The organism is Kitasatospora sp. NPDC017646, assembly GCF_044329365.1.
In the GTDB taxonomy this organism is placed as follows: domain Bacteria; phylum Actinomycetota; class Actinomycetes; order Streptomycetales; family Streptomycetaceae; genus Kitasatospora.
Map to the genome: position 1 here is coordinate 1 of NZ_JBIRJC010000028.1, position 25,471 is coordinate 25,471.

Consider the following 25,471-nt stretch of genomic DNA (forward strand, 5'->3'; position numbering starts at 1 on the left):
TCTCGCCGTTGGCAGTCTGAAAATCACCCGTTACGCCCCTCTCCGCGGCCACCCCCTCCACCGCCCCTCCCGCAGCGCGTCCCTCTCGCCTGGGTGGGGTGAGGGGGTGGGGGTGGGGGGAGGGGGAGGGGGAGATGGGGGTGGGGGGTGGGGGGTGTGGTGGGCGCGCAGGGCGTTGCCCGCGTGGTCGGGTGGGTCAGCTCGGGCTCGTGACCGTGGGGGTGGGGAGGGGGTCGGGGATGCCGGGGAAGGGGGTGGTGGGGGCGCCCCAGTGGTGGGCGCGGAGGGTGCAGTCGCGCAGGGCGGTGGCGGCGGTTTGGCGGTGGGGGGCGGGGAGGTCGGCCACGAGGTCGGCGTAGACGGCGGTGAGGCGGGTTTCCAGGTGGGCGGCGAGTTTGGTGGCGGTGGGGGCGTCGGCGACGGGGAAGGGGAGCTGGTAGCCGCCGGCGGCGGGGGTGGGGGTGGTGCCGAGGGTGGTGAGGAGGCGCTGCCAGGCGTCGCGTTGGGCCTGGTGGGCGGCGTAGTAGGTGCGGGCGTCGGCGCGTTGCTGGTCTTCGGGGAGGTGGGCGCCGACGACGCCGTAGCCGTAGACGGCTGAGTGTTCGGCGCTCAGGGCCCTCTGGAGGGCGGGCAGTACCGTTCCGGGGGTGGCGGCGGGGGTCGGGGTGGGGGTCGGGCCGGGCTGGTCGGGTGGGGCGCCGAGGGTGGTGGCGTGGAGGGCGTTGGCGGCGGCGACCGAGGCGAGCAGGCGGGCGAGGGGTGGCCGGGCGGCGTCGAGGTCGGCCAGGTGGGACTGGGCGGTCCGGCGTTCCAGGACGGCCAGGGCGGCTGGGGTGGGGGTGGTGCCCGGGGTCGCGGTGGGGGTGCCGGGTGTCGGGGGGACGGAGCCGGCGGGTGTGCCGTGGGCGAGGGCGGCGCGGTGCTGGGCGGTCTCGGCGCGGAGGGGCTGGAGGAGGGGGGTCTGGGCACCGGGGGTGGCGAGGAGGGCGTCGTAGGCCGACAGCAGGGCGTCGGTGGCGGCGAGGGCGCGCAGCCGGACGGGGCCGTCCGGGTCGGGGCCGGGGCCGTTTGCGTCGCCGGGCGTCACGTCGGTGCCGGTGCAGGCGGTGGTGAGGGTGATCAACCCGAGGGCCAGGAAGGTCCGTCGGCTGGGCGGCTGCATCGGGGTCACTCCGGCGCGGGTAGGGAGGGCGGCCTCCCCTGCCTGCCCTCGGTGGCCCGATCTTCGCAGAATCCCCATGATTGCGGGGGTCCCGTGCGGTGGGCGGGCCGGTGTGAGCTTGCTCGCAGTGGGTGGCGTCCGGCTGGTCGGGCGAGGTCCGGAATCGGTGGTTCGCGGCTTCACCGGCTAGGCTTTGGGCCGAGCTGCCGTGACCCGGAGTGCGCCCGAGGGGCGCGGAGGGCGCGGGGCGACCTCTGACAACAGCAGACGCGGCCGAGGAGTCCACCCGGATGAGCACCACCCACACCGACCGGCTGCGCGCGTTGCTGGAGCCGCTGGCCGTCCAGGCCGGACTGGACCTGGAGGACGTCAAGGTCACCAAGGCGGGCAACCGCCGGCAGGTGCAGATCGACGTCGACACCGACGGCGGCGTGGACATGGACACCATCGCCGAGTTCAGCCGGGTGGTCGGCGAGGCCCTGGACGCCTCGGACGTGATGGGCGACGAGCCCTACCTGCTGGAGGTCGGCTCGCCGGGTGCGGAGCGTCCGCTGGTGCTGCCCCGGCACTGGCAGCGCGCGGAGGGCCGGCTGGCCAAGATCCACCTGGTCGACGGCGGGGAGATCGTCGCCCGGGTCCTCGAGGCGGACGAGGACGGTGCGCTGGTCGAGGTGCAGCCTGTGAAGGGGCGCGGCCGCCCGAAGGAGCGCCGTCTGGCGTACGCCGAGGTGGCCCGGGCGCGGGTCCAGGTCGAGTTCAACCGCAAGGACGACGAGCAGCTCCTGGACGAGGCCGCCGACTTCGACGAGGGGGACGACGGCGCCGAGTGAGTCGGCCGCCGTACGACCATCATGAACGTGACGAAAGACGAGGAGGCGTAGCCGTGGACATCGACATGAGTGCCCTGCGCACGCTGGTCAACGAGAAGAACATCCCCTTCGACCTGCTGGTCGAGTCCATCGAGTCCGCCCTCCTCACCGCGTACCACCGCACCGAGGGCTCGCGCCGCCGCGCCCGGGTGCACCTGGACCGCAAGAGCGGCCACGTCACCGTGTGGGCCACCGAGGACCCGGCGGAGCTGGACGAGGGCGTCGAGCCGAAGGAGTTCGACGACACCCCGAGCGGCTTCGGCCGGATCGCGTCCAGCATCGGCATCCAGGTGATGATGCAGCGCCTGCGCGACGCCGCCGACGACCAGACCTTCGGTGAGTACGCGGGCAAGGAGGGCGACATCGTCACCGGTGTCGTCCAGCAGGGCAACGACCCGAAGAACGTGCTGGTCGACATCGGCAAGCTGGAGGCCATCCTGCCGCCGCAGGAGCAGGTCCCGGGCGAGGACTACCGGCACGGCACCCGGCTGAAGTGCTACGTCGTGGCGGTTCGCCGAGGTGTCCGCGGGCCGTCGGTGACGCTCTCGCGCACCCACCCGAGCCTGGTGAAGAAGCTGTTCGCGCTGGAGGTTCCGGAGATCGCGGACGGCAGCGTGGAGATCGCCGCGATCGCCCGTGAGGCCGGCCACCGCACCAAGATCGCGGTCTGGTCGCGCCGGGCCGGGCTGAACGCCAAGGGCGCCTGCATCGGTCCGATGGGCTCCCGGGTGCGCGCCGTGATGGGCGAGCTGCACGGCGAGAAGATCGACATCGTCGACTGGTCCGAGGACCCGCGCGAGATGGTCGCCGCGGCGCTGTCCCCCGCCCGGGTGACCAGCGTGGAGATCGTGGACGCCGCCCAGCGCTCCGCGCGGGTGATCGTGCCGGACTACCAGCTGTCCCTGGCGATCGGCAAGGAGGGGCAGAACGCCCGTCTGGCCGCCCGTCTCACCGGGTGGCGGATCGACATCCGGCCGGACACCGAGGGCCAGGGCGAGTCCCAGCATGAAGACGGCGGGGCCGCGGCGCAGTAGTCAGTGTTGTTCCTGGCGGCCCCCGCCGGTCCTCCGGGATCAGCGGGGCGGCGCCATGTCGCTTCGGAGGGGTAGACTTGCCTTCGTCTGGCCGGACGCACGTCCGAGCACGCCCGGAACGCACCTGCGTGGGCTGCCGCAAGCGAGCGGCCAAGCACCAGCTGTTGCGTGTCACGGCGGTCGAGGGCGTCTGCGTCCCCGATCCCCGTGGCGCACTGCCGGGCCGGGGCGCTCACCTGCACCTCGACCTGGCCTGCCTCGACCTCGCGGTCCGCCGCCGGGCGTTCCCCCGGGCCTTCCGGCTCCAGGGGACGCTCGACACGGAGCGGCTCCGCGGGTTCATCGAGGAGCGGGTCGGCGGAGCCCCTCGGGCGGACCGCCTCCCGTGACGGCCGCCGCTCACCGCGGCGGAGAACCACCGCAACAAGCACAGCGCTCGGGCAGCCGCGCGCCGTGCCACCAGTCAGGTACCTCGCGATGTGGAAGTAGGTCGAGATTGCGATGAGCACTCGATGAGTACGCGATGAGTACGCGATGGGTACGCCCATGAAGTAGCGACAGTCCGGCGGACGAGACCCCCGGACTCATAGACAGGAGTGAAGTGGCTAAGGTCCGGGTTTACGAACTCGCCAAGGAGCTTGGCTTGGAGAGCAAGGCCGTCATGGCCAAGCTCACCGAGCTCGGTGAGTTCGTCCGTTCGGCGTCCTCGACGATCGAGGCGCCGGTCGTGCGCAAGCTGACTGACGCGCTTGGTGTGTCCCCCACCGGTGGTGGCGCTGCCAAGCCGGGCCCGCGGAAGACCGCGGCGCCCCAGCCCGCGGCAGGTGCCGCGGGTGCACCCAAGCCGGGTGCCCCGACCCCGGGTCCGCGCCCTGGCGCGACCCCTGGTCCCCGTCCGACCCCGGCCGCTGCGGCTCCCGCCGCTCCGGCCGCCCCCGCGGCTCCGGCCGCTCCCGCCGCCCCGCGTACGGGTGCGCCGACCCCGGGCCCGCGCCCGGCCGCGCGTCCCGCCGCCCCGGCGGCTCCGGCCGCGCCCGCGGCCGAGTTCTCCTCGCCGGCTCCGGCCGGTGACGCGCCGCGTCCGGCCGCCCAGGCCCCGCGCCCGGCCGGCCAGGCCGGTGGCGGCGCCCGTCCGGGCCCGCGTCCGGCCGGCCCGCGTCCGGGCAACAACCCGTTCACCTCGGGCAGCGCGACCGGCATGGCCCGCCCCGGCGACCGCCGTCCGGGCGCGCCGGGTGCCCGTCCGGGTGCTCCGGGTGCGCAGGGCGGCGACCGTCCGCGTCCCGGTGGCGACCGTCCGCGTCCGGCCGGTGCCCAGGGTGCCGGTGCCCCGCGTCCCGGTGGCGACCGTCCGCGTCCGGCCGGTGCGCCGGGTGCCGGTGCGCCGCGTCCGGGCGGCGACCGTCCGCGTCCGGGTGGCGCGCCGGGTGCCGGTGCCCCGCGTCCCGGTGGTGCCCCCCGTCCCGACGGCATGCCGCGTCCGGCCGCGCCGCGTCCCGGCGGGCCGACCCCGTCCGGCATGCCGCGTCCGAACCCGGGCATGATGCCGCAGCGTCCGGCCGGCCCGCGTCCGGGTCCGGGTGGCCGTGGTCCGGGTGGCCCCGGCGGTCGTCCGGGTGGTCCGGGTGCCGGCGGTGCCCGTCCCGGCTTCCAGGGCCGTCCGGCCGGTCCGGGCTCGCGTCCGGCCGGTGGCGGTGGCTTCGGCGGCCCGCGTCCCGGTGGCGGTGCCCCGGGTGGCGGCGGTGGCTTCGGCCCGCGTCCCGGCGGCTTCGGCGGCCGTCCCGGTGGCCCGGGTGCCCGTGGTGGCACGCAGGGCGCCTTCGGTCGTGGCCCGGGCGGTCGCCCGGCGCGCGGTCGCAAGTCGAAGCGGGCGAAGCGCCAGGAGTACGAGGCCATGCAGGCCCCGTCCGTCGGCGGTGTGATGCTCCCTCGCGGCAACGGCCAGACCGTTCGCCTGTCGAGCGGCGCCTCGCTGATGGACTTCGCGGAGAAGATCAACGCCAACCCGGCCGCGCTCGTCTCCGTCATGTTCAACCTCGGTGAGATGGTCACCGCGACCCAGTCGGTCTCCGACGCGACCCTCGAGCTGCTGGCCGGCGAGATGGGCTTCCAGCTGGAGATCGTCAGCCGGGACGACGAGGACCGCGAGCTGCTGGAGTCGTTCGACATCGACTTCGGTGCCGACGAGGGCGACGAGGACCAGCTGGCCCCGCGCCCGCCGGTCGTCACCGTCATGGGTCACGTCGACCACGGCAAGACCCGCCTGCTGGACGCGATCCGCAAGTCCAACGTGGTGGCCGGCGAGGCCGGTGGCATCACCCAGCACATCGGTGCCTACCAGGTGGCGACGATGGTGAACGGCGAAGAGCGCCCGATCACCTTCCTCGACACCCCGGGTCACGAGGCGTTCTCCGCCATGCGTGCCCGTGGTGCCAAGTCCACCGACATCGCGATCCTGGTGGTCGCGGCCAACGACGGTGTCATGCCGCAGACGGTCGAGGCGCTGAACCACGCCAAGGCCGCCGGTGTGCCGATCGTGGTCGCCGTCAACAAGATCGACGTCGAGGGCGCCGACCCGACCAAGGTCCGCGGCCAGCTGACCGAGTTCGGCCTGGTGGCCGAGGAGTACGGCGGCGACACCATGTTCGTCGACATCTCCGCGCGCCAGGGTCTGAACATCGACCAGCTGCTGGAGGCCGTGGTCCTGACCGCGGACGCCTCGCTCGACCTGCGGGCCAACCCCGACCAGGACGCGCAGGGCATCGCGATCGAAGCCCACCTGGACAAGGGCCGCGGCGCCATGGCGACCGTCCTGGTCCAGCGCGGTACCCTCCGCGTCGGTGACTCGATCGTCGTGGGCGACGCCTACGGCCGCGTCCGCGCGATGCTGGACGAGAACGGCAACAACCTCAGCGAGGCCGGCCCGTCCCGTCCGGTGCTGCTGCTCGGTCTGACCTCGGTGCCCCGCGCCGGCGACAGCTTCATCGTCGTCGACGAGGACCGCACCGCCCGCCAGATCGCCGAGAAGCGCTCGGCCCGCGACCGCAACGCCGCCTTCGCGCAGCGTCGGGTCCGGGTGTCCCTGGAGGACCTGGACAAGGCCATCGCCGCCGGCTCCATCGAGCAGCTCAACCTCATCATCAAGGGTGACGTCTCCGGTTCGGTCGAGGCCCTGGAGGACGCCCTCGTCAAGCTGGACGTGGGCGAGGAGGTCGAGCTCCGGGTCCTGCACCGCGGTGTGGGTGCCATCACCGAGTCCGACGTGGACCTGGCGATGGGCTCGGACGCCATCATCATCGGCTTCAACGTGCGCGCCGAAGGCCGTGCGCGCGCCGCGGCCGACAAGGAAGGCGTGGACGTCCGGTACTACTCGGTCATCTACCAGGCGATCGAGGAGATCGAGAACGCCCTCAAGGGCATGCTCAAGCCGGAGTACGAGGAGGTGCGCCTCGGCGCCGCGGAGATCCGCGAGGTCTTCCGCTCCTCCAAGTTCGGCAACATCGCCGGTGTCCTGGTCCGCGACGGCATCATCCGCCGCAACGCCAAGGCCCGCCTGCTGCGCGACGGCAAGGTCGTGGCGGAGAGCCTCACCATCGAGGGTCTGCGCCGCTTCAAGGACGACGCGACCGAGGTCCGCGAGGGCTTCGAGGCCGGTGTCACCCTGGGGTCGTTCAACGACATCAAGGTCGAGGACATCATCGAGACCTACGAGATGCGCGAGAAGCCGCGCGCCTAGTCGGTGTCAGCCGGGGCCGGTCGACGGGTGGTATTTCCGTCGACCGGCCCCGGTCTCGCTGTGTAGGGTCCGGGGTGTTCGGAAGTCACCTTCCGACCGTCCCGGCGCGGGCCCGGTCGCGGGCCGCGCCTCCCCCCGAGGCCTTCCAGGTCGGCGAGACCTGTCACACATGTTCGTGGGAACACTCACCTTCGACCTGCTGCTGGGCGACGTCCACTCGCTCAAGGAGAAGCGTTCGATCGTGCGGCCCATCGTGGCCGAACTGCAGCGCAAGTACAGCGTGTGCGCTGCCGAGACCGGGAACCAGGACCTGCACCGCCGGGCCGAGATCGGCCTCGCGGTCGTCTCCGGCGAAGCCGGGTACGTCACCGAGGTCCTGGACAGCTGTGAGCGGTTGGTCGCCGGCCGCCCCGAGGTGCAGCTCCTCTCCGCGAGGAGGCGCTACCACAACGACGACGACGAATGAGGGCTGTGGAGCCGGCCGGCGGAAGTCGCCGTTCTCACACAGATCAGGACCGAGAGCGCCCGCAAGGCCGGGCGCGGGCCGGTACTTTGGGGCATGGGCCCCGACGGGTGCGCAGCTCGCCCGGGTACCGGGCCCACTGCACGAGGAGGCAACGTGACCGACACCGCTAGGGCGCGCAAGCTCGCCGACCGCATCCAGGTGGTCGTCGCCCAGACCCTGGAGCGGCGGATCAAGGACCCGCGACTGGGGTTCGTGACCATCACCGACACCCGGGTGACCGGCGACCTCCGCGAGGCCACCGTCTTCTACACCGTCTTCGGCGACGAGACCGACCGCGAGGCCACCGCGGCCGCGCTGGAGAGCGCCAAGGGCGTGATCCGCTCCGAGGTCGGCAAGATCGGGGTGCGCTTCACACCGACGCTGACCTTCGTCGCGGACGCGCTGCCGGAGAACGCACGGAACATCGACGACCTGCTCGACCGGGCGAAGGCCATCGACGCGGCGGTGCGCACCACCGCCGCGGGCGCGACCTACGCCGGCGACGCGGACCCGTACCGGGTGCCGGCGTCCGAGCGTGACGACGAGGACGAGTAGTCATGGCGGGTGAGTCGGCGCAGGCCGCCTCGCGAACCGGATCGACCACGGGGGCACCCTCCACCAGCACGGTGGAGGGTGCCCTCGCGGCGCTCCCCGGGCCGCGCGCCGAGGAGAGCGGCTTCGAGCTGGTCTGGCAGCAGGTGGTGGCGGAGATCGGCCGGGCCCGTTCGATCGACCTGATCTGCCACATCTGCCCGGACGGCGACGCGCTGGGCTCCTCGCTGGCGGCCGCCCTGGCCTTGCGCGCGCTGGGCAAGCAGGTACGGGTCTCCTTCGGCGACGACCCGCAGATCGTGCCCGAGTCGCTGGCCTTCCTGCCCGGCCAGGAGCTGATCGTGCCGGCCGCCGAGGTGCCGGACGTGCCCGAGCTGGTGCTCTGCTTCGACGTCGCCGCGCAGAGCAGGCTGGGCCTGCTGCACGACAAGGCCTTCGCCGCGCCCGTCCTGGTGGTGTTCGACCACCACGCCTCCAACCCGGGCTTCGGCACCCACCAGCTGATCGACCCCTCCGCGCCCGCCACCGCCGTCCTGGTGGACGAGCTGCTGCGCCGGCTCGGCGTCGAGCTCGACCAGTCCCTGGCCACCTGCCTGTACACCGGGGTCGCCACCGATACCGGCTCCTTCAAGTACCGGGCCACCACGCCCGCGACCCACGAACTCGCCGGGCGGCTGCTGGCCACCGGCATCCGGCACGACCTGATCTCCCGCCAGCTGTGGGACACCTCCTCCTTCGGGTACCTCAAGGTGCTCGCGGCCGCGCTGGACCGGGCCGTCTACGAGCCGGACGCGGCCGGAGGGCTGGGCCTGGTGTGGACCTGGGTGCCGTACCAGGACCTGGTGCTGTTCAGCGTCACGGTCGAGGAGATCGAGGGGCTGATCGACATCCTGCGCCGACCGGCCGAGGCCGAGGTGGCGCTGGTGCTCAAGCAGGACCCGGACGGCACCCTGCGTGGCTCCTCCCGCTCCAAGGGCGCGGTCGACGTGGCCGCCGCCTGTGCCGAACTGGGCGGCGGCGGGCACGTCTTCGCGGCCGGGTTCAGCGCCCGGGAGGACGTCGCCGCGGTGGTCGAGCGGTTCCGGGGCGCGCTGCGGCCGGTACGTTGAGGGCTCCTTGCAGGTCCTCAGAGCTCCTGCACGTCTTGAGAGAAAGAACCCGATGAAGCGCAAAGGCACCGGCCCGGACGGCCTGGTGATCGTCGACAAGCCCGAGGGCATCACCTCCCACGGGGTCGTCGCCAAGATGCGGTGGCTGGCCGGGACCCGGAAGGTCGGGCACGCCGGCACGCTGGACCCGATGGCCACCGGCGTGCTGGTGATCGGCGTCGAGCGGGCCACCCGGCTGCTCGGCCACCTGATGCTGACCGCCAAGACCTACGAGGCGACCATCCGGCTGGGCCAGACCACCGTCACCGACGACCGCGAGGGCGAGGTCACCGCCTCGACCCCGGCGCAGGGCGTCACCCGGGAGGCGATCGACACCGGGATCGCGGCGCTCACCGGCGAGATCATGCAGGTGCCGTCCAAGGTCAGCGCGATCAAGATCGACGGGAAGCGCTCGTACGCGCGGGTGCGCGAGGGCGAGGACTTCGAGCTGGCGGCCCGGCCGACCACGATCCACTCCTTCACCGTGCACGGGCAGCGTGCGGCGGTCGCCGAGGACGGCACGCCGGTGATCGACCTCGACGTCACCGTGGAGTGCTCCTCCGGCACGTACATCCGGGCGCTGGCCCGCGACCTCGGCGCCGGACTGGGCGTCGGCGGGCACCTGACGGCGCTGCGGCGCACCAAGGTCGGGCCGTACGGGGTGGAGTCGGCGCGCACCCTGGAGCAGCTGGAGGCCGCCGTCACCGGCGAGCCCGCCGCGCCTCTGGAGGTGCTGCCGATCGCGCAGGCCGCGGCGGCCGCCTTCCCGCGCTGGGACCTGGACGAGGACTCGGCGCAGAAGCTGTCGCACGGTGCCCGGCTGAAGGCGCCCGGGCTGGGCGCGGACGGGCCGATCGCGGTGTTCGGGCCGGACGGGCGCTTCCTCGCGCTGGTCGAGGAGAAGGGCGGGCAGGCGAAGCCGGTCGCGGTGTTCGTCGGCTGAGCCGGTCGTTGGTGGCTGAACCCCCGTCGGGAAACCGGCGGGGGTTCACCTTTTCGGGCCCTTCACCCGAACGGGCGGCGTCACCCGCCCGGGGGAGCGCACGAGGTGAACGACCGTGGTGAGCGGCGCGGGGGCGGTGCGGGCGCCCCAGCGGCGGGCAGGCTCCCGGCGGCGAGCGGGCGACGGGCCCGGGCGACGGTCGAAGGGGCGTTCATGCCGGGGTTTGCGGAGGGCGATCCGGGGCGGTACCTGCTGCGGATCCGCGACCTCAACGGGCGGCTGCACGGCTTAGGGTTCGTCGCCGACCCGCAGGGCGGGGTGCTCACCGCGCACGAGGCCGTGACGGGCCTGGACCGGGTGGTGCTGCACACCCCCGGCGGGCAGACCCGGGTGCTCGGCCCGGACGCGGTGCTGCCGCTGCCCGAGCACGGGCTCGCCCTGCTGCGCACCGACGGGGTCGGCGGGCTGCCGGTGCCGCCGCTGCCGGTGGCTGCGGTGGGCGCCGGGCACGAGGTGCTGCTGCCTGCGCTCACCGGCGAGGACGGCCGGGCGGTCGTGCTGCGCTGCGGGCTGCGGGGCGTCAGCGGTGCGGCGTACGGCGGGCACCGGCTCGCCGGGGTGCTGGTGCTGGACGTGCCCGCGGTGGACGGCGTGGTGGTGCCGGCCGGCTCGCCGGTGCTGGACGTCCGCAGCGGCGCAGTGGTGGCGCTGGCCGCGCCCGGCCCGGGCGGCGGGGCGCTGTCGGCGGTGCCGGCCGGAGGAGGGGCGGTGGTCGCGGAGGCGCTGGCCGGCCTCCTGGCGCGCAACGCGGCGGCCGTGCCCGGGTACGGCCCGGCGCTGAACCTGGCCGGGGTGCTGCGGCTGGCCGCCGCCCAGCTGGCCGGCGCGGGGGCCGGACCGGACCGGGTGGCCGGGCTGGCCGCCGACCGGGTGGACCGGCCGGACGGGCCCACCACCGACGAACCGGAGGCGACCGTCACTGTCCTGGTCGGCGCCCCCGGCAGCGGGCGCTCCACCGAACTGGCCGCGCTCGCCGTCCGCCGCTCCGGCGGTGCCCGGCCGTTGCCCACCCTCTGGCTGCGCGGCGCCGACCTGCGCGCCGAGGACCGCTCGCTCGCCGAACCGGTGGAACGGGTGCTGGCCGCCGCCGCGGCCGAACTCGGCGTCCCGGCGCCCGCTCCGGAACCGGTGGCGGCCCTGTGCGCGGCGGCCGGGCGTCCGCTGTTGGTGCTCCTGGACGGCCCCGAGGAGGCCCCGGCCGAACCGGACCCGCGCTGGCTGCGCGGCGCCGGGCAGTGGCTGACCGGCTGCGGGGCACGGCTGCTCACCGCCTGCGGCGAGGAGGTCTGGGAACGGCTGGCGGCCGAGCCGTGGGGCAGCGGCGCCCACGGCGTCACCCGTCCGGCGGAACCGGGGCCTGACGGCGACCTGGTCAGCGCCCCCACCGTCCGGATGGACGGCGCCGGCCCCGGCGCACCGACCCTGGCCGGGCAGCGCCTCGGCCCGCTGCCCGCCGAGGCGGCCGAGCGGGTGCGCCGCCGCTACGGGCTGCCGCCGGGCCGCCCGACCGCCGCCGAGGACGCCCGGCACCCGCTGGCCGTCCGGATGGCGGCGGAGCTGTGGGCGCAGGGCCTGCACGACGGGCCGGCGCGGCGCGGCGACCTGTTCGGCGCCCACCTGGACCTGCGCTGCCTGCGGGTGGCCCAGCGGCTGGCCGAGGACGGCCGGCCGCGCCGCCCCGGTGCGCACCGCCGCAGCGCCGCCCGGCCCGCCGGACCGCGTCAGCGGCGGGTGCGCCGGCTCGCGGCGGCGGTCGCCGGGCGGGTGCACGAAGCGGCCCGGCGGATGCTCGGCGAGGAGCCGGGCGCGCTGGGCCGGGAGGCCTTCGAGGAGCTGTTCCCGGTCGACGGCGGCTGGGCCACGGCGGTGCTCGCCGAGGGGCTGTTCGTTCCCGCCGGGCCGGGATTCCGCTTCGCCCACGGGGAGTTCGCCGACTGGCTGCAGGGCCGGCACCTGGACCTGGACGCGGCACTGCGGATGCTGCTCGGTGAGGTCGAGGACACCCCTCCCGGGCCGGAGGGCTCCGGCCCGGCCGTCCCCCGGCACCGGGTCGGCCCGGTCGCCGCCGCGCTGCGCCGGGTCGCCGAGACCTGGGGCGCGCCCGCCCTGGACCCCTGGCTGCACCGGATCTGGCGTGCGCTGGACCTGCGCCCGCCGGGCAGCGAACCCGCCTGGTGGGCGGCCCGGTTGCTCACCGCAGGGCTCGCGGCCAGCCCCGACCCGGTCGAACACCGGGAGCTGCTCGACCAGTTGGCCCGCCGGATCGCCGAACGGGCCGCCGCCGCAGGAAGCGGGCAGGCGCTCGACGGGCTGGAACGCTTCGGCCCGGAGTTCTGGACCGGCCTCGGCCTGCCCGTCGCGGCCGAACTCGCCCTGCTGCGCCGCCTGGTGGCCGTGGACGGCCCCGAACAGCACTTCCTCGGCGTGGTCGCGGAGCGGCTGCGTGCCGACCCGGTCACCGTGTTCCCGCTGCTCTGCGCCTGGTTCGAGGACCCGGGCGGACTGCCGGGCCGCCCGGGCGTCGGGATCGCCGACCTCGCCCAGGACCTGCTGTACGCCCACCGGTGGCTGGCCCTGGACGAGTTGGCCGACGCGCTGGCCGACGCCGCGCACCCGAGGGCGGACGCGCTGCTCAACGTGCTGGCCGCCGAGGAGCCGTCCGCGCTCTGTCGCGCGGTGGACCGCTGGAGCCACGACCGGCGGCCCGAACGGCACGTCGCGGCCGCCGTGCACGCGCTGCGGACCGCCCCGTACGCAGGCGGGGCCGGGGCCGAACTGCTGCGCTACGGCGCGCTGACCCTGCTCGCCCGTGAGGACGAACCCGGACTGCACGGCGCGGCCCTGGCCCTGCTGGTCGGTGACCCAGCGACCCGGGCCGAGCATCTGGACGCCGCCCTCGCCCTGCACCGGGCGGGCGGCGACGCCTTCCTCACCCCGTACGCGCTGGCCCCGGCCCTGGAGAGCGACCCGGAACCCGTCCTGGCCGCCCTCGCCGACCGGCTCGCGAGCCCCGGCACGGCCCCCGCCGAGACCCTGCGGGTGCTCGCCGACGCCCGCGCCCCGGTCGCCGCCCGGCGGGGCGCCGAACTGGCCGCCAGGCTGCTGCGCCAGCAGCCGGAACTGGCCGGGCCGGTCGCCGTCGACTACCTCGGCCGACGCCTGCGGCACGCCGTGATCGACGGGCAGGCCGCCCGTCTGGAGCTGCGGCTGCTGCTCGGTGCCGCGCTGGCCGCCCGGACGGCGACGGTCCGCGGGCCGTTCGCCGAGGTGCTGTCCGCGCCGGTGGCCGACCCGGCGGCGGACGCGCTGCGCTGCGAGCTGCTGGACGCCCTGCTCGCCACCGAGACCGACCGGGCGGTGCTCACCGCCGCCGTGGAACGCCTCGCCGAGCACTGCGCGGCCGAGAACCCCGTCCGGGCCCGGGCCGTCCTGGCCCGGGTGACCCCGGGACTGCCCGACGCGGACGACCTGTTGGTGCGCTGCGCCGGGCGCTCGGCGGCCTTCGCCCAGCTGCTCGCCCAGTGGCCGTGCGACGCGGCCCCGACCGCTCCCGACGGCCCACGGCTGGCCCGGATGCGGGCCCTGGTGGCCGCCGGACGGGACCCGCAGTACGCCGCCGCCGAGGCCGAGCGGAGCGTCCCGCCGCGGGCCCTGCGCACACCGGTGCGCTCAACCCCTATTCCGGTGCCTGAGCCGGGGCAGGCGCATGGCACGCTATAGGGGTTCGGGTTTTGAGCGTTTGAGCGTACCGAGGGTACGCACCGTACGGAACGAGGAGCAGTCGGGTGCAGCGCTGGCGTGGCCTGGAGGAGATCCCCGCTGACTGGGGACGCAGCGTCGTCACCATCGGCTCGTTCGACGGGGTGCACCGCGGGCACCAGTTGATCATCGGGCAGGCGGTCGAGCGGGCCCGCGAACTCGGCCTTCCCTCGGTCGTGGTGACCTTCGACCCGCACCCCCGCGAGGTGATCCGCCCGGGCAGCCACCCGCCGCTGCTCGCGCCGCACCCGCGCCGGGCCGAGCTGATCGCCGAACTGGGCGTGGACGCGGTGCTGGTGCTGCCGTTCACCACCGAGTTCTCCCAGGAGTCGCCGGAGACCTTCGTCCAGCAGGTGCTGGTGGAGGCGCTGCACGCCCGGGTCGTCATCGAGGGCCCCAACTTCCGCTTCGGGCACAAGGCCGCCGGGGACGTCGCCCTGCTCACCGAGCTGGGCCGGGCGGACGACTTCCAGGTCGAGGTGGTGGACCTCCAGGTGTGCGGCAGCGCCGGGGACGGCGAGCCGTTCTCCTCCAGCCTGACCCGCCGACTGGTCGGGACCGGGGACATGACCGGCGCCAACGAGGTGCTCGGCCGCCCGCACCGGGTCGAGGGCGTGGTGGTGCGCGGCGCGCAACGCGGCCGCGAGCTCGGCTACCCGACCGCCAATGTGGAGACCGTGCCGCACAGCGCCGTCCCGGCGGACGGCGTGTACGCGGGCTGGCTGACCGCCCAGGGCGAGCGGATGCCGGCGGCGATCTCGGTCGGCACCAACCCGACCTTCGACGGCACCGCCCGCACCGTCGAGGCGTACGCCATCGACCGGGTCGGCCTGGACCTGTACGGGTTGCACGTGGCCGTGGACTTCCTGGCCTACCTGCGCGGGATGGAGAAGTTCGACTCCATCGAGGCGCTGCTCGACCGGATGGCCGACGACGTCAAGCACGCGCGTGAGCTGACCGACGCCGACTGACGTCCGGCGCCGGCTCCTGGTCGGTGCTGCGGCCGAGGGCCCGCCGACTCCTGGTCGGCGGGCCCTTCGTCGTCCTACTGCTGGGGCGGCTGCTGGGGCGGGTAACCGTAGCCGGGCGGCTGCTGCTGGGGCGGGTAGCCGTACCCGGGCGGCGGCGGGGGCTGGGGGGCCTGCTGCTGCGGGTCGGCGTAGGGCTGGGGCTGGGGCCAGCCGTAGCCGGGCGGGGGCGCGGGCTGGCCGGGCTGCACCCCCCACGGTGCGCCGGGCGCGGGCTGGGGGGCCTGCTGGGGGTCGGCGTACGGCTGGGGGTGGCCCGGCTGCTGCTGGTGGGCGGCCTGCGCCTGCTGTTGCCAGCCGGCCTGCTGGGCGGCCGCCTGCTGGGCCCGGACGATGTCCTCGCCGACCAGGGTGGCCAGCTCGAAGTACGCCTCGCGCACCTTGGGCCGCATCATGTCGAGGTTGACCTCGGCGCCGGCCGCCAGGCTCTCGTCGAAGGGCACCACGACGACGCCGCGGCAGCGGGTCTGGAAGTGCGCGACGATGTCCTCGACCTTGATCATCTTGCTGGTCTCGCGCACCCCGGAGACCACCGTGATGCTGCGCTGCACCAGGTCGGCGTAGCCGTGCGCGGAGAGCCAGTCCAGCGTGGTCGAGGCGCTGGAGGCGCCGTCCACGCTCGGGGTGGAGACGATGATCAGCTGGTCGGCGAGGTCCAGCACCCCGCGCATCGCGCTGTACAGCAGACCGGTGCCGGAGTCGGTCAGGATGATCGGGTACTGGCGGCCCAGCACCTCGATGACCTGGCGGTAGTCCGAGTCGTTGAAGGTGGTCGAGACCGCCGGGTCGACGTCGTTCGCCAGGATCTCCAGGCCCGAGTTCAGGTCCTGCGAGGTGAACTGACGGATGTCCATGTAGCTGCGCAGGTGCGGGATCGCCGTCACCAGGTCGCGGATGGTCGCGCCGGTCTGGCGCTTGACCCGGCGGCCGAGCGTGCCGGCGTCCGGGTTGGCGTCGATCGCGATCACCTTGTCCTGGCGCTCGCTGGCCAGGGTCGCGCCGAGCGCGGTGGTGGTCGTGGTCTTGCCGACCCCGCCCTTGAGGCTGATCACGGCGATCCGGTAGCAGCTCAGCACCGGGGTGCGGATGATCTCCAGCTTGCGGGCCTTCTCGGCCGCCGCGGCCTTGCCGCCGAACTGGAACCGTGGCTGCTGGCGCTGCTGCTTGGGCTGGCTGCGCAGCAGCCGGTCCGAGGACAGCTCGACGGCGGCGGTGTAGCCGAGCGGGGCGCCGTGCGCGGTCTGCTGCGGGGCGGCGGCCTGCTGGAACGCTGCGGGCTGAGGTGCGGCGGCGCCCTGCGGCGGCCAGGGCTGTGCGGGGCCCGGCTGCTGGGGCTGCGCGGGCTGGCCGGGCTGCACGGGCTGCATGGGCTGGCCGGGTTGGGGCGCGGCCGGGGGCGGGTAGGCACCGGGCTGCGGCCAGCCGCCCTGGCGCGGGTCCACCGCGCCGGACTGCGGCTGGAGCGGCAGCGCGGGCTGAGGCTGAGGCTGGACGGGCTGCGCGGGCTGGCCCTGCTGCGGCTGGGCGGCCCAGGCGGCCTGCGGATCCCACCCGGGCTGCGGGTCCTGGAGCGACTGCGGCACCGGCTGGCCCGGCACCGACTGGGCCGGAGGCTGCGCGAAGTTCTGCGGCGGTACGGGCTGCGCCGGCTGCGGCGCCGGCGTCGCGACGGGCGCCGGGTAGGACTGCGGCTGCGGCGCGCCTGGCTGAGGCGCGCCCGGCTGCGGCGCCGCCGGGGCCGGAGCGGGAGCCGCCGTCGGGAACGGAACGTGCTGCGCCTCGGCCTGGACGGGCGGGACCGGCGGAACCGCTGCGGGCGCCGGGCCCGGCTCGGCCGCCGGAGCAGGCGCGGGAGCGGGGGCGGGGACCTGGGCCGGGGCCTCCGCAGGGACCGGAGCCTGGGGCTGGGCCACGGGCGCTGGCGTCTGCTCGGCCGCCGGTGCCGGTGCCGGTGCCGGTGCCGCTGCCTGAGCCGGGGCAGCCCCCGGCCCGGCCGGCTCGGCCGCGGGAGCCTGCCCGGCAGCGGGCGGCGCCGCCGGACCCGACTGCACGTACCAGGACGGGGGAGTGTAATCGGGCGCGTCGGACCAGTCGTCGTCGTCCTCCGCCGCGTTGTCGCCGACGTAGACGCCGTCCCGATCGCTGCTCACTAGGGCTCCCTCGTGTTCGCCGCCGCTTGTTCAGCGGTGCCGTTGCCGCAACAAAGACTAGGCCGTTCGGCTGCCCCTGTTGAAGGCGGCTTCGGTTCCGGACCGGGATCGACCGGCCCGGACGCGCCCCTCAGTCCATCCGGCGCGGGCCTCCGAGCACCTGCTGTTCGGCCTGCCCGGCCACCGCCCGGACGTACTGACGCCGCATCCGGGTCGCCCACAGGGTGAGGTCGTCGCCGAGGGTGGGCAGCGCGGCCACGTCCTCCGGCGGCAGGGACAGCACCCGGCCGGTCAGCTCGGCCTCCTGCGGGGAGATCCGCTGCACGCCGACCAGGTCGGCCGCGTTGAGCACCCGGGAGGCGTTCGGCCCCAGGTAGGGCAGCAGGGTCAGGGTGGTCTGCCAGGGCGCGGCGGAGAGCCGGCTGCGCGGCGGGCGGGCGCCGAGGTCGCGCACCACCAGGACCGGCGAGGCCACCGAGGCGCCCTGCGGGCCGAGCCGTCCGACCTGGTGGATCGTCACGCAGGGCTGACCGCCGCCGGCGGCCTGCGCCATCGGCCCCCACAGCTGTGCGCGGGCGGTCTCCACCGCGACCCGGGCGCCGATCGCGGCCGCCCGCAGCGCGATGACCTGCGCCGTCCAGATGCCGCCGACCAGCACCAGGTCGTACGAGCTGGGGCGGAACAGGCCGAGCACCGCGGGCAGTCCCTGCGGGTCGACACCGATCACCACGCCGTCGTCGCCGACCGGGAAGGCCAGCGCGCCGAGGTCGGCGGCCTCCAGCACGTGCTTCTCCCGGCGCGGTCCGCGCAGCCCGAAGCCGGGCAGGATCCGCGGTCGGGGGCGCCGCTGCTCGGTGCCCGGCTGAGGGCCTGGGGACGGATAGGTCTGGTACGCCATCAGGACGCTCCTCCCAGCGGCAGGGTGGCGAGCATGCCGGGGGCCTGTTCGAGATCGAGCCGGACCAGGCCGAGGCCGGTGCTCTGGGCCCGCGCCTCCACCTGGCGGCCGACCTGGCCGACCTCGCTCTCACTGCGCCCGGTCACCCGCAGGTGCCCGCTGACGGTCACCGAGCCGCCGGTGCCGTGCCCGGCGGTGAGGCTGAAGGTGCTGGCCAGCGCGGGGGAGCCGGTGATCAGGTTGACCAGGTCCGGTGCGCCGATCCGGCCGGGGGCGCCGCCGGGGCGGCCGAGCAGCGGCCAGCGGGAGATCCAGTAGGTGCTGTGCCAGCGGTCGTCGATCCGCCAGAAGCGGTTGCCCTCCTGGGTGCGGCGGGTGGTGCCGCCGCCGCTGCCGGTGCCCTGGCGTCCGGCCACCGCGATCGGGTTGGCGCAGGTGGCGATGGCCAGCGCGGCGATCAGCTCGCGCTCGTCCAGCACGGTGGCGTTGAACCCGGCGCTGTTGAGCCGCCCGGCGAGCTGGTCGGTCACCCGCTGGAGCGCCTTGCGGGCGCCCTCCTCGCCGCCGCCGCGGGCCCGGACGGCGGTGGCCGCGCGCTCCGGGTCGAGCTTGAGGGCGACCCAGGTCAGCCGCAGCCCGGGGGTGGAGGTGCCGTCCGGCAGCTCGCGGTAGGCGCGGGCGGCCAGTGACTGCTCGGGCAGGTGCGGGGCCGGGGCGGGCTGGGTGTGCTGGACCAGCTGCACCGACTCCAGGGTGATGTCGTCCACGGTGAGCGCCGAGCAGATGACGTCCAGCGGCAGCGGCAGCGCGGTGCGCACCGGGCGCAGCGGCTGGTCCTTGGCCTGGACGAGCAGCACCGAGCTGAGGAAGGTGCCGTCGCCGACCATGCCGGTCTCGCGGCGGACGGGGCGCCCGCCGAAGTCGGCCTCGGTGGCGTGGGTGCAGGTGCGCAGCCCGGGTTCGAGCTCCAGCGCGGGCGCCAGGGCCGGGTCGGTGCCGGGCGGCGGCAGCAGCGACTTCGCCTGCTTGCGGCGGGACTTGAGGGCGGAGCGCACCCGCAGCAGTTCCGGGATGGTGCGGCCGCGCAGCGGGACGACCGCCAGCACCAGCAGGAGCAGGGAGACCGCGCCGAAGCCGGCCGCGACCGGGCGGCTGATCGTCCATCCGACCGCGACCAGGGCGGCCGCGACTTCCACCAGGACGATCTGCTGGAGCTTCAACCGGCCACCGAGCAGGCCGGGTCGGGGGTTGACGCGCACCTGGACGGCGCCGCCGGCGCTGCCCGTCGTCGGCTGGTGGACGGCCGTGGCCCCGGCGGGCGGGCCGCCGCGTCGGGCCCGTCCGGACCGGCGCGACCTTCCGCCGCCCGCGGTGCCGCGGCGTTCTGGAGCGGTCTGGCTTGGCATCCCCCGGTGGCCCTCTCTGATCCGTTGTCGCGGCCCGGCTGGCTGGTTCGCGGACCGTACCCGTACCGTACTCACCGTCTGCTGCCGCATCGTAGAGGGTTCGGGCCGGTTCCCGCCCGGCGGGTGCGGAGCACGGGGACGGTCGGGCCGACGGGAGGCCGACCGCGTCTGGCACACGTCTGACAGAGGGGGACGACGAGGATGGCATCGCGCCGGGACGAGCTGAACGCGTACACCTTCGCGCGCAAACGCACGGTGGGGGCGTTCCTGCTGCCCTCCGGCGGCGGCAGCGACGAGGACGCGCCGCGCCCGGTGAAGGCGGTGCTGCCGAGCGTGCTGGTCGGGGCGGTGGTGGTGGCCGGGTTCGGCCTCTGGGGGGTGTTCAAGCCCGCCGCGCCGCTGCAGTGGGACAACGGCAAGAACATCATCCAGGGCAAGCAGTCGACCACCCGCTACGTGGTGCTGACGGATCCGGACGGCAAGACCAAGCGGCTGCACCAGGTGCTCAACATGTCCTCGGCGCGGCTGGTCCTGCCGGCGGACGCCAAGGTCGTCGTGGTGGACGACGGGGTGCTGGACCGCTACCCCAACCACGGGCCGACCATCGGGATCCCGTACGCCCCCGACAAGTTGCCGAGCAAGGACAACGCCAGCCAGGCGATGAAATGGGCGGTCTGCGACCGGCCGGGCTCGGACGACAAGCAGGAGACCGTCAACCAGGCGGTGTTCGTGGCGGCCGGCCCGGACGCGGCGGCGCTCACCGCGAAGGACCGGATCCTCGGCCCGGACCAGCTGATGCTGGTGCAGCAGGCCGACGAGCAGCAGGTCTCGACCACCTCGGGCCAGTCCGCCGGGGGCGCCGCGCCGGTGTTCCTGGTCGACGCGCAGGGCCGCAAGCACGTGATCGGCCCGAAGTCGGACGACAAGGAGCGCAGGGCGCTGATCACCGCGGTCTTCGGGCCCAACGCGGTGCCGCAGCGGGTCAAGCGGGAGTGGCTGGACACCCTGGTGAACGCCAGCCCGATCAGCTTCCCGGACGTCAAGGGCATGACGGACAGCCAGGGTGCCAACTCCGGTGTGAACCTGGGCAATGCGGCGGACCGCCGGATCGGCCGACTGGTGCACTACCAGGACCGCAACTACGTGGTCGGCAAGGACAGCCTCTTCCTGATCACCCCGTTCCAGGCGGAGCTGATCCGGCAGAACCCGGCCTACCAGGTGCTCTACAAGTACGACCAGGACAAGCGGCCGCGCAGCGACGACATGACCCCGGACGACCAGTCCAGGTTCAACACCGACGTGAAGCTGCCCGACACCCCGGACGACTGGCCGCTGAAGTCCGGTGCGCCGGTGAACAACTGGCAGGACCGCCAGGACGCCCGGCTGGTCGTCTGCAGCACTTTCGACGGCATGGCCGAGGACGGGCACACGCCCAAGCGCAGCGTCTGGGCCGGGACGTCCTACCCCGCGGCGTACAACAACGGCGCGGGGGCGGCGTACGTGACGCCCGGCCACGGCCTGTTCTACCGGGCGGTGGACAACGCGGGCGGCGGCAACCAGCCCGGCGGCAGCCAGCCCGGTGCCAACGCGGCCGGTGCCAACTCCGGTGCGCCCGACGGCTCCGGCACCGACTTCCTGATCACCGAGACCGGCCTGCGCTACTCCGTCCCGGCGAACGGTGACGGCGGCCACGGCCCCAGCCCGTCGCCGGGTGCGAGCGGCGCCGCGAAGACGCCGGTCCCGCAGCAGAGCACCCCGAACCCCGGCGCCGGTGGCCAGCCGACGCAGAACCCGGACGACCAGCCCGGCGGCAACCAGGCACGACTGGGCTACCAGAACGTCCAGCCGCTGCCGGTACCGAAGGAGTGGTCGAACCTGGTTCCGGCCGGTCCGCCGCTGACGGCGAAGAGCGCCGCGCAGCCGCAGAACGCCTGACCGGCCGGTCCCGGCAACGGACTTGGCCCCAGTGTCATGGTCTGGTAACTACTCAGCGCTCGATGTTGGGTGAGTTGCGTGTGCCGACTACAGTGCTGCTCGACATCACACGGGTGATGCGGCGGCAGGACCCTGGGGCCCTCCGCACACACAATGTTTGTCTCATGGGGGATGGTGGAGCATGAGTGACGGCCAGTTCACGGTGACCGCACAGGAGATGATGGACTTCGCCGGCAAGATCGAGACGGCGATCGGCCAGATCGAGCAGGAGCGCTCCGCGCTCCAGACCTCGGTCCAGAACGTCTCCGGCGGTTGGAAGGGCCAGGCGGCGGACGCCTACAAGGCCCTGCAGGACCAGGTCGACAAGGACGTCAAGGACCTGAAGGAATCGCTGACCGCGATCAAGCACGCCATCGAGCTCACCACCAAGCACTACGCGAGTGCCGAAGAGGAGCAGAAGGCGCTGTTCGGCCCGCAGAGCTGATCACGGCAGTCCTGATATCCGCTCCGTTCCGACCTTCCACCCGCCGGGGCGCCCGCGGCTGAGCGCGGGGTGCTCCGCATCCTCGTCAAGGGAGACATTGTGACCGACCACATCCTCGTCAACTTCCAGAGCCTCCACCAGGCGTCGCAGGACGTGCAGAACTCGGCCAACAGGATCGAGCAGATGCTGTCCGACCTTCGCAAGGAGGTCGTCAAGATCTCCCAGGGCTGGCAGGGCCAGGCCCAGCAGGGTTACAACGCCCAGCAGGCCAAGTGGGACAACGCCGCCCAGAACCTGAAGGACACCTGCGCCAAGATCTCCGGCTCCCTGGAGAGCGCCGCGCAGAGCTACCACGCGACCGAGAAGAAGAACGCCGGTCTCTGGGGCTGATCGACCGTTCCCGGACGGGAACGACAGGGGCGGGTACCCGGGCTTCCGGGCACCCGCCCTTCGGCGCGTGGTGCGGCACGGGGTGGAGAACATGAGGGGTGGCAGGGTGTCCGGACGCCGGTTCCGTAGGACGGCCGCGGCGCTGGCCGCGCTCGTGGTGCTGGGCGGTCCGCTGACCGCCCCGGCGTACGCGGACGGGCCCGGGCTGGCCTCCGCCGGTGACTGCCCCAGGCCCGCGCCCGACGTGCAGACCGTGCCGTGGTCGCTCCAGCGGCTGCTGCTCGACGAGTTGTGGCAGGGCGGGAAGACCACCGGCAGCGGCGTGCGGGTCGCGGTCATCGACACCGGGGTGGACGACGGCAACCCGCAGCTGGCCGGCAAGGTGGACGCGGGCCCCAGCCTGCTGTTCGACAAGCAGAACAACAAGCCGGTCGACGGCACCTCCAAGAACGACACGGTCGGCCACGGAACCAAGGTGGCCGGCATCATCGCGGCGAGCCGCAGCGACCGGACCGGTTTCGTCGGACTGGCCCCCGACGCGCGGATCTACGCGATCCGGCAGAACGACAGCGAGGGCAACGGCGACGTCTCCAGCCTCACCGCGGCCATCAACGACGTCGTCAGGAACAACACCGACGTCGTCAAGAACAAGGGTCCGCAGACGTCCCTCATCAGGGTCATCAACATCTCCCAGGACGTACGCGGCGCGGGTGACGCCCACTTCGGCGGCTACCAGGAGCTCAAGGCCGCGATCCAGGCGGCCGAGGACGCCAGGATCGTGGTGGTCGCCTCCAGCGGCAACGACGGCAAGGAGGGCGACACCTACCCGGGCGCCTTCCCGACCGTGCTGTCCGTGGGCGCCTCCGACCGAAACAACGAGCGCGCGCCGTTCTCCCAGTACGGCTCCTTCGTGAAGGTCGCCGCGCCCGGCGTCGAGATGCTCTCCACGGTGCCCGGCGGCGGCCAGTGCGTCGACAACGGCACCAGCTTCGCCGCCCCGTACGTCGCCGGACTCGCCGCCCTGCTGACCGGCGCGCACCCGGACTGGACGCCGGCCCAGGTGCGGGCCTGGATCGAGCAGAGCGCCCAGCGCACCGAGCGCGGCCCCAACGAGTTCATCGGCTGGGGCGTGGTGGACCCGGTCAAGGCCGTCACCAAGGCGCCCGAGAACCCGCCGTCCGAGGCCGTCCCGGACGCCCCGGTGCAGCTGGCCTCCGCCCCGATCGTGCCGGCGCCGGTCGGCCTCGGCGAGACCCAGGCCGACCGGGACGGCCGCACCGCCACGTACGTGGTCGGCGCGGGCGCGCTGCTGGTGGCCCTGCTGATCGGCGGGGGCGTCGTGCTGCGCGACCACCGCCGCAAGTCCGCCGACTGAAAAACCCGCGGAACGCCTGTAACACCGGCGCCCGCCCACCGCATCCATCAGGTGTCAGGGGCACACGGACACGGGGGAGCGGCGGGCGATGGGGTGGATGAGGGGTGGCCGGGAGGCCAAGGACGCCGAGTTCCTGGAGCTCGTCTCCTGCCGCACCGGCCACCTCTACCGCTCGGCCTGTCTGCTCACCAGCGGCGACACCCACTACGCCGAGGACCTCGTGCAGGAGGCCCTCAGCCGGATGTACGTGCTCTGGCGGCGCAGTGCCTTCACCGGCGGCCGGAACCGGATCGAGAACCCGGCGGCCTACACCCACACGGTGATGGTTCGCACCTTCCTCGCCCAGCAGCGCCGCCGTTCCAGCGGCGAGCGCCCGACCGAGGCCCTGCCGGAGCGGGAGGGGCACGACGCGGACAGCAGTCTGCGGCTGACCCTGCTCGACGCGCTCGGGCAGATGTCGGCGAAGGACCGGGCCGTGCTGGTGCTGCGCTACTGGGAGGACCGCAGCGTGGAGGAGACCGCCGAGGTGCTGCGGCTGTCCTCCGGCGCGGTCCGGACCAGGACCACCCGGGCGCTGGCCCGGCTGCGCAACCTGCTCGGCGACTCGCTGGCCGAACTGGCCGCCCGCTGACGTCCTCCGCACCTCGGCCGACGTCCTCCGCACCTCGCGCCGACGTTCCGCACCACCCGCTGACCACATCTGGCACTTCCGCGATGCAAGGAGACGGTGATCCGCCATGTCCGAGCCGGACAAGTTCGAAGACGATCTTCTCTACGCCCTCACCCGCACGGGTGAGGGTTTCCGCCCCGACCGGGCCGACCAGCCCGGGATGGTCGCGGGCGGGTACCAGCGCGGCCGCCGCCGCTGGCGCCGCCGCTCGGCCGCCGCGGTGGTGGGCGGTGCCGCCGCGCTGGCCCTGGTGGGCACCGGGGCGGTGTACCTGACCGGCAACGGTTCGACGTCCGGCGGCACGGCCACGGTGGCCGCCGCCTCCACTGGGGCCGGGACCGCCCTGACCCCGGCCTCCGCCGGTGCGGGCACCCCCACCCCCACCCCCACCCCCACTCCCACCGCCGCCGCGGTGGTCACCGGCGACGAGGTGCTGTCCACCTTCAAGGCCCTGCTGCCCAAGGGCGGGATCACCGACGCCAGTGGCCGCGGCACCGACGACCCCGAGCTCAAGGGCACCTACGTGGGCGCCAAGCTGGTGTTCGACGACGGGGCCGGCAAGTCGCTCCTCATGGTCGGTGTCCAGAAGCACCGCCCGGGCCAGAGCCAGGACCGGTCCTGCCCGGAGCTCAAGCCCGGCCAGCTCGACGCGTGCTCGGTCACGACCCTGGCGGACGGCTCCAAGCTGTACCTCAGCGAGGGCTACGAGTACCCGGACCACCGCGCCACCACCAAGGAGTGGATGGCGTCGCTGACCGGGCCCGACGGCCGGGAGATCAACCTCAGCGAGTGGAACTCGCCCCAGGAGAAGGGCGCGCCCGACAGCCGTCCCAACCCGCCGCTCACCCTGGACCAGCTCAAGGCGGTCGTGACCGACAGGTCCTGGGACCGGATCGCCGCGGCGGTCAAGCCCGACGGCGTCGACTACGCCGCCATGAGCACCGGGGTGTCCCTGCAGGACCGGCAGGCGATCCTCTCCGATCTGCTGCCCGCCGGGGTGACCGCCACCAAGGTCGACGGCAACGAGGTCGTCATGAACGTCCAGCTCGCCCAGGGGGGCGCCACCGGCTCGCTGGTCGTGCGGGTGCAGAAGCTGTCGGCGCAGTCGGAGGACAAGGCGAAGGCGACGTCCGGGGGTGCGACCACGCTGCCCGGGGGCGGTCAGCTCAGGCTCTACGGCCCGGGGACGCCCAGTCCGGGGGGCGCGCCGATGGCCGACGTGGTGCGCGACGACCTCCTCGTCCAGGTCGGCGAGCCGCCGACCGGCAAGCCGCTGCTCAGCCTGGACCAGCTGAAGGCGATCGCCACCAGCCCGGCGTGGAAGCCCAAGAAGTAGCGGTCACGGACGTGGGGGGGGGGGGCGGGGG

At 74.4% G+C, this 25,471-nt stretch carries 20 protein-coding genes; 16 read left to right on the forward strand and 4 right to left on the reverse strand.

Annotated elements, in window-relative coordinates:
- Positions 1-196: 196 nt before the first annotated feature.
- Entirely contained in the window at positions 197-1,162 is a 966-nt protein-coding gene (locus tag ACH4J0_RS31260) for a ferritin-like domain-containing protein (protein ID WP_396244247.1), read from the reverse strand.
- 290 nt (positions 1,163-1,452) lie between these two features.
- Here ACH4J0_RS31260 and rimP point away from each other — a divergent pair, with 290 nt between their 5' ends.
- From rimP to ACH4J0_RS31310, 10 genes are all read left to right on the forward strand, one after another.
- Complete coding sequence (rimP, locus tag ACH4J0_RS31265; RefSeq protein WP_396244146.1) at positions 1,453-1,992, forward strand: ribosome maturation factor RimP; 540 nt, start codon at positions 1,453-1,455, stop codon at positions 1,990-1,992.
- A 53-nt stretch (positions 1,993-2,045) separates the two neighbouring features.
- A complete protein-coding gene (nusA, locus tag ACH4J0_RS31270; RefSeq protein ID WP_396244149.1) occupies positions 2,046-3,065 on the forward strand; it encodes a transcription termination factor NusA in 1,020 nt (339 codons plus the stop codon).
- Positions 3,066-3,142: 77 nt separating this feature from the next.
- Positions 3,143-3,454 (forward strand): YlxR family protein, encoded by a 312-nt coding sequence (locus ACH4J0_RS31275; RefSeq protein WP_396244151.1) that lies wholly within the window; start codon positions 3,143-3,145, stop codon positions 3,452-3,454.
- 212 nt (positions 3,455-3,666) lie between these two features.
- Positions 3,667-6,801 carry a translation initiation factor IF-2 gene (gene infB, locus ACH4J0_RS31280; RefSeq protein ID WP_396244153.1) on the forward strand — a complete coding sequence of 1,045 codons (3,135 nt, stop codon included), beginning with the start codon at positions 3,667-3,669 and terminating at the stop codon, positions 6,799-6,801.
- Positions 6,802-6,970: 169 nt separating this feature from the next.
- The gene (locus tag ACH4J0_RS31285; protein ID WP_030289887.1) at positions 6,971-7,267 is read left to right on the forward strand and encodes a DUF503 domain-containing protein; all 297 of its coding nucleotides are present in this window, start codon (positions 6,971-6,973) and stop codon (positions 7,265-7,267) included.
- 153 nt (positions 7,268-7,420) lie between these two features.
- Positions 7,421-7,861 (forward strand): 30S ribosome-binding factor RbfA, encoded by a 441-nt coding sequence (rbfA, locus tag ACH4J0_RS31290; RefSeq protein WP_030289888.1) that lies wholly within the window; start codon positions 7,421-7,423, stop codon positions 7,859-7,861.
- Positions 7,862-7,863: 2 nt separating this feature from the next.
- Positions 7,864-8,967: a bifunctional oligoribonuclease/PAP phosphatase NrnA gene (locus tag ACH4J0_RS31295; RefSeq protein ID WP_396244156.1), complete on the forward strand. Its 1,104-nt coding sequence runs from the start codon at positions 7,864-7,866 to the stop codon at positions 8,965-8,967.
- Positions 8,968-9,019: 52 nt separating this feature from the next.
- Positions 9,020-9,949 carry a tRNA pseudouridine(55) synthase TruB gene (gene truB / locus ACH4J0_RS31300; RefSeq protein ID WP_396244157.1) on the forward strand — a complete coding sequence of 310 codons (930 nt, stop codon included), beginning with the start codon at positions 9,020-9,022 and terminating at the stop codon, positions 9,947-9,949.
- Positions 9,950-10,162: 213 nt separating this feature from the next.
- On the forward strand, positions 10,163-13,729 hold the full coding sequence (locus ACH4J0_RS31305) for a serine protease (RefSeq protein WP_396244158.1): 3,567 nt from the start codon (positions 10,163-10,165) through the stop codon (positions 13,727-13,729).
- A 65-nt stretch (positions 13,730-13,794) separates the two neighbouring features.
- Positions 13,795-14,739, forward strand: a complete 945-nt coding sequence (locus tag ACH4J0_RS31310) for a bifunctional riboflavin kinase/FAD synthetase (protein ID WP_396244159.1) — start codon at positions 13,795-13,797, stop codon at positions 14,737-14,739.
- A 74-nt stretch (positions 14,740-14,813) separates the two neighbouring features.
- Here ACH4J0_RS31310 and ACH4J0_RS31315 read toward each other — a convergent pair whose 3' ends face one another.
- The 3 genes from ACH4J0_RS31315 to eccE form a co-directional block, all read right to left on the reverse strand.
- On the reverse strand, positions 14,814-16,946 hold the full coding sequence (locus ACH4J0_RS31315) for a MinD/ParA family protein (RefSeq protein WP_396244161.1): 2,133 nt from the start codon (positions 16,944-16,946) through the stop codon (positions 14,814-14,816).
- Positions 16,947-17,076: 130 nt separating this feature from the next.
- Complete coding sequence (locus ACH4J0_RS31320) at positions 17,077-17,844, reverse strand: hypothetical protein (RefSeq protein WP_396244163.1); 768 nt, start codon at positions 17,842-17,844, stop codon at positions 17,077-17,079.
- Positions 17,844-19,250 carry a type VII secretion protein EccE gene (gene eccE, locus ACH4J0_RS31325; RefSeq protein ID WP_396244164.1) on the reverse strand — a complete coding sequence of 469 codons (1,407 nt, stop codon included), beginning with the start codon at positions 19,248-19,250 and terminating at the stop codon, positions 17,844-17,846. Before eccE ends, ACH4J0_RS31320 begins: the two co-directional genes overlap by 1 nt.
- A 201-nt stretch (positions 19,251-19,451) precedes the next feature.
- Here eccE and ACH4J0_RS31330 point away from each other — a divergent pair, with 201 nt between their 5' ends.
- From ACH4J0_RS31330 to ACH4J0_RS31355, 6 genes are all read left to right on the forward strand, one after another.
- The gene (locus tag ACH4J0_RS31330; RefSeq protein ID WP_396244166.1) at positions 19,452-21,185 is read left to right on the forward strand and encodes a type VII secretion protein EccB; all 1,734 of its coding nucleotides are present in this window, start codon (positions 19,452-19,454) and stop codon (positions 21,183-21,185) included.
- Positions 21,186-21,366: 181 nt separating this feature from the next.
- Positions 21,367-21,669: a WXG100 family type VII secretion target gene (locus ACH4J0_RS31335; protein WP_360432021.1), complete on the forward strand. Its 303-nt coding sequence runs from the start codon at positions 21,367-21,369 to the stop codon at positions 21,667-21,669.
- Between the two features lie 99 nt (positions 21,670-21,768).
- The gene (locus ACH4J0_RS31340; RefSeq protein ID WP_396244167.1) at positions 21,769-22,059 is read left to right on the forward strand and encodes a WXG100 family type VII secretion target; all 291 of its coding nucleotides are present in this window, start codon (positions 21,769-21,771) and stop codon (positions 22,057-22,059) included.
- Positions 22,060-22,150: 91 nt separating this feature from the next.
- Positions 22,151-23,434: a S8 family serine peptidase gene (locus ACH4J0_RS31345; RefSeq protein WP_396244169.1), complete on the forward strand. Its 1,284-nt coding sequence runs from the start codon at positions 22,151-22,153 to the stop codon at positions 23,432-23,434.
- A 97-nt stretch (positions 23,435-23,531) separates the two neighbouring features.
- Positions 23,532-24,065, forward strand: coding sequence for a SigE family RNA polymerase sigma factor (locus ACH4J0_RS31350; RefSeq protein ID WP_396244248.1), 534 nt, complete (start codon positions 23,532-23,534; stop codon positions 24,063-24,065).
- 106 nt (positions 24,066-24,171) lie between these two features.
- Complete coding sequence (locus ACH4J0_RS31355) at positions 24,172-25,440, forward strand: hypothetical protein (protein WP_396244170.1); 1,269 nt, start codon at positions 24,172-24,174, stop codon at positions 25,438-25,440.
- Positions 25,441-25,471: the final 31 nt, after the last annotated feature.

Excerpts from the sequence above, each read along its gene's own strand:
- ACH4J0_RS31295 (WP_396244156.1), top strand. The coding sequence starts at position 7,864 with ATGGCGGGTGAGTCGGCGCAGGCCGCCTCGCGAACCGGATCGACCACG.
- ACH4J0_RS31350 (WP_396244248.1), top strand. The coding sequence starts at position 23,532 with ATGAGGGGTGGCCGGGAGGCCAAGGACGCCGAGTTCCTGGAGCTCGTC.
- ACH4J0_RS31285 (WP_030289887.1), top strand. The coding sequence starts at position 6,971 with ATGTTCGTGGGAACACTCACCTTCGACCTGCTGCTGGGCGACGTCCAC.
- ACH4J0_RS31355 (WP_396244170.1), top strand. The coding sequence starts at position 24,172 with ATGTCCGAGCCGGACAAGTTCGAAGACGATCTTCTCTACGCCCTCACC.
- ACH4J0_RS31330 (WP_396244166.1), top strand. The coding sequence starts at position 19,452 with ATGGCATCGCGCCGGGACGAGCTGAACGCGTACACCTTCGCGCGCAAA.
- ACH4J0_RS31345 (WP_396244169.1), top strand. The coding sequence starts at position 22,151 with ATGAGGGGTGGCAGGGTGTCCGGACGCCGGTTCCGTAGGACGGCCGCG.
- ACH4J0_RS31305 (WP_396244158.1), top strand. The coding sequence starts at position 10,163 with ATGCCGGGGTTTGCGGAGGGCGATCCGGGGCGGTACCTGCTGCGGATC.
- ACH4J0_RS31335 (WP_360432021.1), top strand. The coding sequence starts at position 21,367 with ATGAGTGACGGCCAGTTCACGGTGACCGCACAGGAGATGATGGACTTC.
- truB (WP_396244157.1), top strand. The coding sequence starts at position 9,020 with ATGAAGCGCAAAGGCACCGGCCCGGACGGCCTGGTGATCGTCGACAAG.
- eccE (WP_396244164.1), bottom strand. The coding sequence starts at position 19,250 with ATGCCAAGCCAGACCGCTCCAGAACGCCGCGGCACCGCGGGCGGCGGA.
- rimP (WP_396244146.1), top strand. The coding sequence starts at position 1,453 with ATGAGCACCACCCACACCGACCGGCTGCGCGCGTTGCTGGAGCCGCTG.
- ACH4J0_RS31320 (WP_396244163.1), bottom strand. The coding sequence starts at position 17,844 with ATGGCGTACCAGACCTATCCGTCCCCAGGCCCTCAGCCGGGCACCGAG.
- ACH4J0_RS31260 (WP_396244247.1), bottom strand. The coding sequence starts at position 1,162 with ATGCAGCCGCCCAGCCGACGGACCTTCCTGGCCCTCGGGTTGATCACC.